The sequence below is a fragment of the Acidibrevibacterium fodinaquatile genome, from assembly GCF_003352165.1.
Taxonomy (GTDB): domain Bacteria; phylum Pseudomonadota; class Alphaproteobacteria; order Acetobacterales; family Acetobacteraceae; genus Acidibrevibacterium; species Acidibrevibacterium fodinaquatile.
The window spans coordinates 2,561,065-2,573,128 of sequence record NZ_CP029176.1; the positions used below are offsets into that span (position 1 = coordinate 2,561,065).

Here is a 12,064-nt window from a genome sequence, read left to right on the forward strand (position 1 = left end):
GCGGTCAGGCCAGCGCCGCCGCGATATAAGGCGGGAGCGAAAACGCCCCGGTGTGGATCTCCGGCGTCCAATAGCGCGTCGTCCCGAGAATGCCGGCGCGCGCGGCGCGGTCGCGGATCTCTGCCGGCGCAACCGCGTCCAGCCCCGGCACCTTGGCGGCGAAGCCAAGGGTCATGAACCCGCCGACATAGGTCGGCACCGCCGCGACATAGGCGCCGACATGAGGAAAGAAGCGGGCGCGCCGGGCGCTGGTCTCGCGCAGCTCGTCGGCCTGCATGAAGGGCACGCCGCACTGGTTCACGATCAGGCCGCGGGGCGAAAGAATCCGCGCGGAATGGGCGTAGAATTCGTCAGTGAACAGCACCTCGCCGACGCCGATCGGGTCGGTCGAATCGACGATGATGACGTCGAACGCGGCATCCGGCGCGTGTTTGACGTAATCGATGCCGTCGCCGACGATGATCTCAGCGCGTGGGTCATCCCAAGCATCGCCCGCGATCGCCGGCATGAATTCGCGGGCGAGACGGATCACCTCGCCATCGATCTCGACCATCACCGCCCGCTCGAGGCCACGATGGGCAAGCACCCGGCGCAACACCCCGCCATCGCCGGCGCCGATGATGAGCACCCGCCGCGCCGCGCCATGCGCAAGCAGCGGCACATGGGCGATCATTTCCTGATAGACGAATTCGTCCGCCTCGGTGATCTGCACGACACCATCGAGCAGCATGACCCGCCCATGGGACGCGCTCTCGAAGATCATGATGTCCTGAAACGCGCTTTGCACGCGGGCGAGTTCACGAACCACCGCGAAACGCTGCCCCCAACTCGGGTACAGCGTTTCGTTCGCCCAGACCTCACTCGGCATCAGCGCACGAGGCCGCGCCGGCGCTCGTCGAGATCGACGCGGTCAGGCGTGAAAGCAGCGCGGAGGACGGCGATGGACTGATAGGGATCACAGGCGCCGCACATGAAAATATCGACGGCGGCGAAATTCCGTTCCGGCCACGTATGGATGGAGATGTGGCTTTCGGCCAGCACGACCACGCCCGATACCCCACCATTGGGCGAAAAATGGTGGAAATGGCTATGCAGAATGGTCGCCCCCGCAGCCAGCGCGGCTTCGCGCAGGGCGGCATCGATCGGCGCCGGGTCGGCGAGGTTATCGGCCCCCCAGAGATCAACCAGCAAATGCATGCCGGCGAAACGCTGCCCGTCGCGCTCGACGAAATAGTCCTTCGCCGACGGGTCGGTTGGCTCCCCATCGGGGCCAGAGAAAGCCTGGTTGCTGCTCGGATTCTCCGAGACCATCCCCAGCGGGCTGAGTGCGTTCATCGCGTACCCCTGTCCTACCAGTAGACGGCCTGTTGGGCGATTGCCCCCTTGGGCCAGGAAGGGCGGGGCATAAGCGAAGCGTGCCCGCAGTGCAAGGCCAAAATTGCGCTCGGGCGAAGGTCGCTCAATTCGTCGGCAGACCCGTGCCCAACGCCTGGAGCGCGACCGGAAGCGCGCGCGCGGCGGCGATCCCCTGGGTCACCTGCGGCAAATCACCGACCCCTTGCACCGGCTTGCCCGTTAGCACCCGGAACATTTGCGCAAGCGGCCCGTCGGCGAAACGATCGCCGTAGGTGCGCGCGAGGTCCGCGAGCCTCGCCTCGTCATTCGCTTGCGCCGCGGCGCTGGCGAGGCGTAGCACGATGCGCCCACCATTGTCCGACAGCGGTCCATCCGCCGGCACTGCCACCGTGACATAGGCGGCGAGGGCTGCTTCCGCCGCCGGCCAATCATGCGCTGCCTCGAGGAGGCTCGCACGGGTTTCCGCCGCATCAACGCCGGTCTGGTCGGCAAGCAGCGACATAGCGAGCGCGAGATTGCCGCGACCCGCCGCAACCCGGGCGGCGAGACGCGCCCGCTCGGCGAGCAGCGCCGGCGACAGCCCATCACCTTTGGAGGCATCGAGCGCTGCCTGGGCGCCGGCATAATCATGCTCGTCAAGCCGGAGCGCCGCGAGGCGGGCCCCGAATTTGGCGCGCGCGCTCGCGCTGGTTGCGTTTTTGATGAGTTTCTCGAACACCTGCGCCGCCTGTCCCGGCAAATCGAGCGCCGCCAATTGATCGGCGAAACGCGCGACCAGCCCCTCCCCGGCCGCCCCCTCAGGCAGGAGATCGCCGTTTTCTTGCACCAAGGCGACGAGATCGAGCGGCGACAAACTCCTATCGCCGTCGCTCTGCAGAAGATCGGCAAAGGCTTGCAGCAAGCGGGCATGGATGGCCGGTCGCTCAGCGGGAAACAGCGACTCGCTCTCACGCAACAAGGCGAGTTCTTGGCGCCATTGCCCGGCCTGCTGGCGAAGGGCAGCCAGGCGCAGCCGCGCCGCCAGTTCGCGCCCGTCGCCACGCCAGGCATAAAGCAGCCGGTCCTCGGCCTCGGCGGCCTGCGCCGGGGTCAACGCGCCGCTCGCAAGCCGCATCTCCACCGCCCGCCGTGCCGCGCGGGCATGGACCAAGCGGTCGGGACTATTGGCGAGCCGATCATAAAGGGCCAGCGCCGCCTTGCCGTCCCCTTGCTTTTCGGCGACGAGGGCGCGGGCGAAATCCAGGCTCGGATCGCCTTTCTGGTCGGCAAGCAGCGCCGCGGCGGCGGCGACCTGGCCGCCCTGCACCATCGTCTCGGCGGCAAGCGGCAGGAGCCGCGCGCGCAAGCTGGCGGGATAGGCGAGGATCAACCGGGTTTCGGCGGCGAAACCGGCCGCCGCCGCCTCGCTCTGCGGGTCCAGCATCGCGTGCCGCACGGCGCGCCAGAGGTTGAGTTCGTCGCTGGCCGGCTGGCGCGGGTCATCGATACCGGCCGCCTCGGCCGGACGCTCCGCGACGAGTGCTGCGATCGCGGCAAGGCCGATCATATCGGGATCGCTCGCGGCGGCGGGATCTTCGAGCGTCGCGAGGCGGAGCACGGCTTGCGCCTCCGGCCCGAGCCCGAGCGCGATCATCGTCGTCGCGACGTCGCGCCGCGCGGCGCCGCGCGCGCGCGCCGGAACCGCGGCCGCATCATCGATCGCCGCCTGAAGATGGCGTTGTAACACCGCCGTTGGCAGATCGGGGAAATCGAAATGACGGGTGAGCGTCATCGCCCGGGCCAACGCCGCCGCGCCGGGCATGATCGCGGAAACCGCGAGGCCGGGCCGCTCACCGCCGGCGGTAAGCAGAAATCCGTCTTTGCTGACCCTGAGCACCGGGCGGTCGGAAAAGGCCTCCACCGCGACCCCCATCCAGCTTGGAAGGAGCGCGAATTCCGGGGTGTGGCGCGCGACCTCAACCCCCTCGCCGGCGCTGCGCTGGGTTCCAACGAGGAGATTGCCGCCGGTTTGCGGGTCATCGAGCATCACGACATGGGCAGCGTTATGCGCAACCAGCGTGACATCCATTGCACCGGACGCGTTGGGCGCCGCGGCGGCCGGGGCCGCTTGCGCCGTCTTCTGACCCTCCGCCTTGCCCAAGCCGCCGCTGGGTGCGGGCTGCGGCGCCGCCTGGCCGGCGAGTTCAGTCGCAGGGTCGATCGGGGTCAGGGGCGGCGGCTTTACCGTCTCCACCACCAGCCAGCCGCGCCCGCTCGGCCGCAACGCGAGCGACGCCTCCGGCGCCAGCGGCAAGCGCAGCAAGGTGCCGGCGGGAAGCTCTTGCACCACCGCATGGCCAAAGAAGGGATCGCCGCGCAAACCCGCGAGATCGACCGGGCGGACCTCGTCGAACACCACCAGCGCCTCGCTGCCGCGGCGGAACGCCGCCGCCCCAGTGCCCGGCGCGAACGGCAACACAATAGCGGCCCCGCCCCATTCGGCGGGCGGGTCGACCCGCATCGCGGCCAGCGCCATCGGGCCAACCGCACCGGGAAGGGTCGCGACGATGTCGGGAAGGCTGCGCTGCGGCCCAGCGTCGCCGACAGCGCCGGCATCCTCGCCAGTGGCATTCACCTCTGTAACCGGGCCAGCGGGCAGGCCATCGACATCTTCGGTCGCGGTCACCGCGACCGGGGCGGTGTTCGGCGCGACCGGCGCCGGCGTCGCCGCTGCCGGCACCAACGCAGGCGCCGGCACCAGCGCCGGCATCGCCTTGGGCAAGTGCCGCTTGAGGGCGGCATGATGTGTTGGCGCCGGCGTCGCCGCGGCGGGTGGGCTGGCGGCGGCGGATGACGCCCGCGCGGGTGGCGGGGAAAGAATGTCAAGCGCGAGGCGATTGCCGATCCGCGTAACCCGGAGTTCGGCGCCAGGGACGACGCGGATCACCGCCCGGCCGGCGCCGCCGGCAATGGCGCGCACATTGCGTGGCGTGGCACCGCCGGGGGCAATCACTTGATCCTCGGCGGCAAAAGAAAGCGTCACCTCGTCGCCGTGGCGTTCCATATGCCATACCGGCGGCTTGGGAAAATCGAAAACGACACGCCCGAAACCGTCATGCTCGCCAATGCGCACCGGCACCGATACCGGGGCACTGGCGGTCTCGACCGCCCACGCCGCCGGTGTGAGCGCGCAGAGAAAGGTTGCGAGCAGGACCGCGCGCATCAATCGAAACTCGCGAGCAGCCGGTCGATATCGGATTGATCCATGGCAAGGCTCGGCAATTGCGGACCATTGAGGAGCGCCGTTTCGACCGACTCGGTCGCTATCGCGGCCTCGTTTGCAGCCGGCGCTGCACCAGCGCCGACGCCGAAGGCGTCGATGATCTGCATCACTTTGCGTTCGATTTGCTTTAGAGTCTGCACCACCTTGGTGATGCGCTGGCCGGTGATATCCTGGAAACTGCAAGCCTCGTAGATTCGTGTGGTGGCATCCTGAAGCTTCGCGGCATAGGCGGGATCGAGATGCTCGCCAACGGCATCGAGGGTTTCGCAGGTTTCGAGAATCGCTTCCGTCGCCATCGCGGTATGGGCGACGATGGCATCGAGTTCGTCGGTCGCAGAGGGAATGTGGCTGGACCCGATATCGTCCATCCGCAGCGCCTCGATTTCCGCCTTGGCGTTGGCGATCACGTGGCCGAGTTCCTCGATCTCATGCAAGAGCGAGGTCTCCTGCGCGCTGAGATCGCCGCGCATCGTCGTCAGAACGGCCCGGACGACGTCGGCCACCATCTCGGGATCGCTCGCCGGATAGCGGCGACGACATTCATCGAGACGGAGCGTCAGGGCAGAAATCTCCGCGGCATGTTCAGGCATGACCGAGCACCTTCTCGATTTTTTCCTTCAAGGTCTCGGCATTGAAGGGTTTGACGATGTAATTCGAGACCCCGGCCTGACGCGCGGCGACGACGTTCTCCGCCTTGCTTTCGGCGGTCACCATGATGAACGGCATCGCCTTGAGCCTTGCATCGGCGCGCACTTCCTGGAGCAGTTGCAGGCCGGTCATCGGCTGCATGTTCCAATCGCTGATAACCAAGCCAAAATTGCCTGAGCGCAGCTTCGACAATGCCTCGGCGCCATCGGTCGCCTCATCGACATTGTTGAAATCGATCTGCTTCAGAAGATTGCGGATGATGCGCAGCATGGTTTTATAATCATCCACGATGAGCACGTTCATCGCTTTGTCGATCGCCATTCCTCGTCCTTTCATCGAACCGCGGTGTTTTGCCGCACAAATAGCTTCGTCGCCGGCGCGATCAGCTGCCGCCGGACTCGTGGGTACGCATCGCCGCCAGTTGCGTCGTGATCTGGCGCGCTTTTTCGGGTTGCATGGCGGCGAGGACGGCGGCCGCTTTCGCTTCCTTCATCCGGTCGACCACCGGCAGGAGAACATTCATGTCGAGATCATTGAAAATCACCGCAGCGTCGCGCGGCCGCATGGTTTCATAGAGTTTCACGAGGCCGGCCCAGCTCGATTCCTCCCGCTGCTTGCGCGCCGCTTCCAGGGTGACGAGCCGGTCCTGCAGTGCCTTGAGTTCATCGACGCGGGCCGAGATCCGCCGCTCGGCGGCGGCCAGTGCCGCCTCGCGCTCGCCGAGCGCCGCCTCGCGCTGATCGAGTACTTTCTTGCGTTCACGAAGATCGAGCAGCAGATGGCGTTCGGTGTCGCTGATTTGCGGCGCCTCGGGCTTCGCGAGATTGACTGGCTTATCCGGATCGTCGACCGGGCCAGGTTTGGCGGCGTTGGTTCCCGCGTTCGCCGCGATATTTGAAGTCGCGCCGTTCCCGGCGGGCGGCGCGGGATTGGCGGCGGAAGCGGCGGCATGGGCGGTCGGCACCACGCTGTCCTCGACCGCCGCCAGCGCCCGCTCCTCGGCCGGGGAGAAGAACGCCGTCCGCACCAGGCCGGTGGTTTTGAGGACCAGCAGCACCAACATCACCGCCATCGTCAGCGGCAAAAGACGCGGAAGACGAAAGCCGAAGCCGCGCGTCGTCCCAGATGCCCGGTAGAAAATCATCGCGCCATCCTCAGCGCTTTCATCAGATCACGCTCGGCCTGACTGCGCCCGCGCGCCGCCGGCTCTGCCACCGGCTCTGGCTCTGCCGCCACGGCCAGCGCCGGCTGGCGCGGCGCGTAGGTCGGCGCCGACCCGGTCTCGGCGGCGACGGCGCGCCCGGCGCGCAGAGAGCGATCGAGCCGGTCGGCGAGTTTCTCGCCACGCTCGACGAGATAGCCGAGATCGCCCTTGAGTTCCTGGGCGAGCTGGACATGGCGGGTGATTTGGCGCCCGGCGCCGTCGGCGGCCTCACGCAGCCGGGCGATGCCGCTTTCGGCCTCACGCGTCGAGGCGTTGAAACCGGCGATCATCTCCTCGAGCGTCGCGCGATCGCGCTTGAGGAGGCCAAGCGCGCGCTCGAGCCGCAGCGCATGCACCAGGGTCATCGCCAAAAGCCCGATGAGAACGAGTTCCAGAAGCCATTCCATGCCGTTCATCGCATGCCTCGTCTTTCAGCCCTGACGTGACGCGACCGGCGCGTGCGGAATGTCGCGTTCGATGCGAACCGCAACGCGGTTCTTGCGCCGCCCGACCCGCCCCTCGTACAGCGGGCGGCCGCCACAGCGCAGCTGCACCGGCGCGCCAGGCAGCACGTTGAGCAAAAGCTGGCTGCCCGGACGCAGCGCCAGCACGTCCGAAAGCTGCATCACCTGCTCGTCGAGCAACGCCTCGAGTTCGACCTCGGTGTTCCACAATTCTTCCGCGAGATGGGTTTCCCAGATCGAATCGCGGCCGAATTTTTCGCCCATGAACTGCTGGAGCAGCAATTCGCGCACCGGCTCCAAGGTCGCGTAGGGGAGCAAAAGCTCCATCCGGCCGCCACGGTCCTCCATATCGATGCGAAGCCGCGCCAGCACGGCGGCATTGGAAAGCCGGCTGATGGTGGCAAAGCGCGGATTGACCTCAAGCCGCTCATAGCGGAACGTCACCGGGCAGATCGGATCGAAACTCGCGGAAAGATCGGCGAGCACGACATGGATCAGCCGCTCGACCAGGGTGCGCTCGATGGTGGTGTAGGGGCGGCCTTCGATGCGCATCGCCGCCGTGCCGCGGCGGCCGCCGAGCAAGACATCGACGATGGAATAGATCATCGCCGAATCGATCACCATCAAGCCGTAATTATCCCACTCCTCCGCCTTGAACACCGCGAGCATCGCCGGCAGCGGGATCGAATTCAGATAATCGCCGAAGCGGAGCGAGAGAATATTGTCGATGCTGACTTCGACATTGTCGCTGGTGAAGTTGCGGAGCGAGGTCGACATGATGCGCACCAGCCGATCGAAGACGATCTCGAGCATCGGCAGGCGTTCATACGAAACCAGGCCCGAACTGATGATCCGCTGGATCCCCGAACGCGCATCGCCGCCATTGCCGCTGCCGTCATCGAAGCCGAGCAGGCTGTCGATTTCGGCCTGGTTGAGAACGCGCGTCGCCTCCACGCCGCTCTCGGTCGCGGCACCCCAGGCGGCGGCGAGTTCGTCATCGGATGGGTCGGCATCACCGCTCATTGCACCAAAAGCTCCTCGAACAGGATATCGACGATGCGCGCCGGCTGGGCCACGAGATTGGCGCGCGCGATCATCTCCTCGCGCAGGCGATAGGTGCCCGATGAGCCGCGCAACTCGTCGGGATGCATCTCGCGGAGATAGGTCTGGAAAACATCGAGGATACGCGGCATCGCCGCGGCGATGACCGCCTGATCGCCGGCCTTCGCGAGTTCGAGCCGCGCCTTGAGCTTGACATAGCTTTGGCGCCGCCCGCCAGTATCGAGATTGGTGATGATTTCCGGCACATCGGTATAGACCGGCGCGACCAATTCGGCCGCCTTCGTGGCCGCCGCCGGCGCTTCGTGGTGGCCGCCGAGAAGACGCGGCAGAATGCCGGAAAACCAGAGGCCAGCGCCGATCACGGCGAGCAGAAGCGGCACCGCGAGCAGGATCAGCTTGCGCCGCCCACCGCCGCCCGTCTTAACCTCCGCCACCGTCTCGTTGGCCGCTACCGCCGAACTCATCGCCCGTTCGCACCTTTCGCCAGAACACGTTTGCGGCGCCATCTTGCCGCCAAGCGATTAACGAAGCCTTGCCAAATCCGCCCCATCGGCAAGTTTTGCCGGGCGTTCGCGGCGCCGGCCGTGCCGGAGGCGGCAGGCCGTGCCGAGGGGCATGCAGAGATGCGGCCGAATACCGCCGCCGCCGGAGATCGGGCGGCTGGCATGGGGCTTGCTCCTACCGGCGCGAGGCCAGCGCGGCCTTACCCGAAGACCCGGAGCGGATGCCTGTCATGCAAAATCCTTCGACCATCGCCCTCTCGCGCGTCGTCGCCCAGCAGCGGCTGATCGACATCACCGCCAACAACATCGCCAACACCGCAACCAGCGGCTATCGCGCCGAACGCATGCTGTTCGGCGGCTGGATGAGCCGCCAGCTCCATACCGATGCCCCGCGCGGCGGCCAGGCCATCACCTATACCGAGGACAAGGCGATCTATCGCGACACCAATGAAGGGGCCCTGAGCCGCACCGGCAACCCGCTCGATCTCGCGATCAAGGGCGACGGCTATTTCACCGTCGCGACGTCGAACGGGCCGCGGCTGACGCGGGCTGGGCATTTCAGCCTCAACGCCACCGGCAACATCGTTGATGCCAACGGCAACGCCCTTCTCGACACCAGCGGCCAGCCGCTTCAGGCCGGCACCTCCGACGCCCCCCTCACCATCGCGCGGGACGGCACCATCAGCGGCGCCAACGGCCAAATCGGCCAGATCGGCCTGGTTGCACCGAACGACCCGACGGCGATGCAAAGCGAGGGCGGGCAGCGGCTGCGCGCCACCGGCCCGACCAGCCCGGTGGCCGCCCCGGTCATCATCCAGGGCATGATCGAGCAGAGCAACGTGAAGCCGGTGGTGGAACTGACCTCGATGATGGAGCAGTCCCGCAACTTCGAATTCGCGACCCAGTTCATTCAGGAGGAGGACAACCGGCAGATGAACGCGATCTCGAAAATCATGACCCCGGCCTGACCGCCACCGCCTTGATGCCCCGCCCTCCTGACGTCACGGAGCCCCCTTCGCCATGATGCGTTCGCTCGATATCGCCGCCACCGGCATGCAGGCCCAGGAACTCAATGTCGAGGTGATTTCCAACAATATCGCCAACATGACGACCACCGCCTACAAGCGCCAGCGCGCCGAGTTCCAGGATCTGATCTATCAGGATCTGAGCCGCGTCGGCTCCTACACCTCCGAGACCGGCACCATCCTTCCCGCCGGCATCCAGGTCGGGCTCGGCGTGCAGAACTCGGCGATCGGGCGGATCAACGAGCAGGGAAACCTGCAGCAGACCAACAACACGTTCGATCTCGCGCTCCAGGGCGCCGGCTATTTCCAGATCCAACTTCCGACCGGCCAGATCGCCTATACCCGCGACGGCACCTTCAGCCTCTCGCCGACCGGCCAGCTCGTCACCGCGGACGGCTATGTCGTGCTCCCGGGCGTCACCATCCCGAGCAATGCCGTCAGCGTCAATATCAGCACGGCCGGGCAGGTGCAGGTCTTGCTGCCCAACCAGACGCAGCCACAAACCGTCGGCCAGCTCCAGCTCGTGATTTTCCCCAATGAGGAAGGGCTTGAGGCGATGGGCAGCAACCTCTTCGAGCAAACCGCCGCCTCCGGCGTTCCCATCCCCGGCATGCCGAGCCAGCCCGGCTATGCCTCCGTCCAGCAGGGGTTTCTCGAAGTCTCGAACGTCAACGTGGTAACCGAGATCACCAATCTGATCACCGCCCAGCGCGCTTATGAGATGAATAGCCGGGTGATCACCACCTCCGATCAGATGCTTTCCACCCTCACCAATCTGCGTTGAGGCCGAGCATGCGCCCGCGTTTTTCCCCTCTCCCGCGCCTTGCGCTGCTGCTGCTCGCAAGCGCTCTCGCAACGCCTGCGGCCAAGGCCGCGAGTTTACGCGATCTCGTCGTGCTCTCGGGGCCGGTGGTGCGGCTTTCCGACCTGTTCGACGATGCCGGGCCGAATGGCGAGCGGGTGCTGGGCCCCGCGCCCCAGCCGGGTGGGCGGGTCACCGTGCCGGCGCACCAGCTCGCCGCCATTGCCCGCCAGTTCGGCGTTGCCTGGCAGCCGGCGTCCGACAGCGATCAGGTGGTGCTGGAGCGGCCGGCGCGCTCCCTCGCGCGGACCGAGATCGTCGCCGCATTGCGCGATGCCTTGGCCGAGGCCGGGGCGGGTCCGGATTGCGCCATCGCGCTCGACAGCGTCGCGACGCCGCCGGTCGCCGCCGATGGCGCCTTGCGTCCGACCGTCGAGCAGATCGATTTCGACGCCGCGAACAGCCATTTCACCGCCATGCTCGGCTTCGCCGCGCCGGGCATGAAGACGAAATACCTCCATGTTTCCGGCCATGCCTGGCCGATGGTCGATGTGCCGGTGGCGGCACTTCCGATCGCCGCCGGCAGCCGTATTCAAACCGGCGATCTCCGCATCGAACACATGCGCCGCGACCAGGTGCCGGGCGATACGGTGCGCGATCCCCGCGAGGCGGAAGGCATGATGCTGCGCCACGCCGCGATCGCCGGGCGGCCGATCCCGCGCGCCGACCTTGCCCGCCCGCCCTTGGTGCAGCGCGGCTTGCCGGTGCGGGTGACGCTCGATCAGCCGGGAATTTCGATGGTGGTGCAGGGTCAGGCGCTGCAGGACGGCATGCTCGGCGCGGTGGTGCGGGTGGTCAATCCGCTGTCACACGCCGTCGTCGATGCCGAGGTGACGGGGCCGCAAACGGCGCGGGTCATGCCGGGCAGCTATCCGGAAGTGCCGCCAAACGCCAGCGGGCTGACGAATGGTCTCGCGTCGCTCTCGCCCGGAGGTCAGCCATGAGGCGCTTCCTGCTGACCAGCGCCCTGGTCGCGCTGCTGCCCGGCTGCGGCGTGCTCGCCAACCTCGCCGAGGTCGGCAAGCCGCCGCAAATCTCGAAGACCACCGACCCGACGCTCGACCCCGATTGGCGGCCGCTGACCATGCCGACACCGGCGCCGCAGCCGCCGCCGCCGGTTGAGAACAGCCTCTGGCGCCCTGGCTCGCGCGCCTTCTTCAAGGACGAGCGGGCCTCCAAGGTCGGCGATCTCGTCACCATCGTCGTCAATGTGAACGACGCCGCGACCGCCAACGACAACACCATGGAGCAGCGCACCGACAGCGAAACCATGGGGGTGCCCGGGTTCTTCGGCCTCGGCGCCCTGGTGCCTTCGTTTCTCAAGGGTTCGACGGCGTCCAACCTGGTCAATATCAATAGCGGCACCAATCTCTTCACCATTGGCCAGATTCAGCGCAACGAAACCGTCACCGTTCGCCTCGGCGCGGTCGTGACGCAGGTTTTGCCGAACGGCAATCTCGTCGTCGAGGCCCGTCAGGAGATGCTGGTGAATGCCGAATTGCGCCAGGTGAAAGTCACCGGCGTCATCCGGCCCGAGGATATCGCGAGCGACAATACCGTGCCGCATGATCGCATCGCCGAGGCGCGGATCACCTATGCCGGCCGTGGCCAGCTCACCGAGGTCAACGAGCCGCGCTGGGGCCAGCAGATGCTGGACGTGATGCTGCCGTTCTGATCG

Annotated in this window: 13 protein-coding genes; 4 read left to right on the forward strand and 9 right to left on the reverse strand. The window is 66.9% G+C overall.

Translation table 11 applies throughout. The annotated features are described in order from the left end of the window. Positions 1-4: 4 nt before the first annotated feature. The 9 genes from speE to DEF76_RS12245 form a co-directional block, all read right to left on the reverse strand. Entirely contained in the window at positions 5-868 is an 864-nt protein-coding gene (speE, locus tag DEF76_RS12205; RefSeq protein WP_114912569.1) for a polyamine aminopropyltransferase, read from the reverse strand. Next, complete coding sequence (gene speD, locus DEF76_RS12210; protein ID WP_114912570.1) at positions 868-1,335, reverse strand: adenosylmethionine decarboxylase; 468 nt, start codon at positions 1,333-1,335, stop codon at positions 868-870. Before speD ends, speE begins: the two co-directional genes overlap by 1 nt. A gap of 124 nt (positions 1,336-1,459) precedes the next feature. Continuing rightward, positions 1,460-4,558, reverse strand: a complete 3,099-nt coding sequence (locus tag DEF76_RS12215) for a hypothetical protein (protein ID WP_114912571.1) — start codon at positions 4,556-4,558, stop codon at positions 1,460-1,462. Continuing rightward, the gene (locus DEF76_RS12220; RefSeq protein WP_114912572.1) at positions 4,558-5,208 is read right to left on the reverse strand and encodes a protein phosphatase CheZ; all 651 of its coding nucleotides are present in this window, start codon (positions 5,206-5,208) and stop codon (positions 4,558-4,560) included. Before DEF76_RS12220 ends, DEF76_RS12215 begins: the two co-directional genes overlap by 1 nt. Beyond that, positions 5,201-5,587, reverse strand: a complete 387-nt coding sequence (locus tag DEF76_RS12225) for a chemotaxis response regulator CheY (protein WP_114912573.1) — start codon at positions 5,585-5,587, stop codon at positions 5,201-5,203. Before DEF76_RS12225 ends, DEF76_RS12220 begins: the two co-directional genes overlap by 8 nt. Positions 5,588-5,648: 61 nt before the next feature. Beyond that, positions 5,649-6,410, reverse strand: a complete 762-nt coding sequence (locus tag DEF76_RS12230) for a MotE family protein (RefSeq protein ID WP_114912574.1) — start codon at positions 6,408-6,410, stop codon at positions 5,649-5,651. Then, positions 6,407-6,886 (reverse strand): DUF6468 domain-containing protein, encoded by a 480-nt coding sequence (locus tag DEF76_RS12235; protein ID WP_114912575.1) that lies wholly within the window; start codon positions 6,884-6,886, stop codon positions 6,407-6,409. Before DEF76_RS12235 ends, DEF76_RS12230 begins: the two co-directional genes overlap by 4 nt. Before the next feature lie 15 nt (positions 6,887-6,901). Further along, positions 6,902-7,957 carry a flagellar motor switch protein FliM gene (gene fliM / locus DEF76_RS12240; protein ID WP_114912576.1) on the reverse strand — a complete coding sequence of 352 codons (1,056 nt, stop codon included), beginning with the start codon at positions 7,955-7,957 and terminating at the stop codon, positions 6,902-6,904. Further along, on the reverse strand, positions 7,954-8,460 hold the full coding sequence (locus DEF76_RS12245; RefSeq protein ID WP_162800622.1) for a flagellar basal body-associated FliL family protein: 507 nt from the start codon (positions 8,458-8,460) through the stop codon (positions 7,954-7,956). The genes fliM and DEF76_RS12245 overlap by 4 nt, the downstream gene beginning before the upstream one ends. Before the next feature lie 269 nt (positions 8,461-8,729). Here DEF76_RS12245 and DEF76_RS12250 point away from each other — a divergent pair, with 269 nt between their 5' ends. The 4 genes from DEF76_RS12250 to flgH are packed head-to-tail and all read left to right on the forward strand — an operon-like array spanning position 8,730 to position 12,061. Next, entirely contained in the window at positions 8,730-9,467 is a 738-nt protein-coding gene (locus DEF76_RS12250) for a flagellar hook-basal body complex protein (RefSeq protein WP_162800623.1), read from the forward strand. Positions 9,468-9,522: 55 nt separating this feature from the next. After that, positions 9,523-10,308 (forward strand): flagellar basal-body rod protein FlgG, encoded by a 786-nt coding sequence (gene flgG, locus DEF76_RS12255; protein ID WP_205216204.1) that lies wholly within the window; start codon positions 9,523-9,525, stop codon positions 10,306-10,308. Between the two features lie 8 nt (positions 10,309-10,316). After that, positions 10,317-11,330: a flagellar basal body P-ring formation chaperone FlgA gene (flgA, locus tag DEF76_RS12260; protein ID WP_114912580.1), complete on the forward strand. Its 1,014-nt coding sequence runs from the start codon at positions 10,317-10,319 to the stop codon at positions 11,328-11,330. Continuing rightward, complete coding sequence (flgH, locus tag DEF76_RS12265; protein WP_114912581.1) at positions 11,327-12,061, forward strand: flagellar basal body L-ring protein FlgH; 735 nt, start codon at positions 11,327-11,329, stop codon at positions 12,059-12,061. The genes flgA and flgH overlap by 4 nt, the downstream gene beginning before the upstream one ends. The last annotated feature ends 3 nt before the right edge of the window (positions 12,062-12,064 follow it).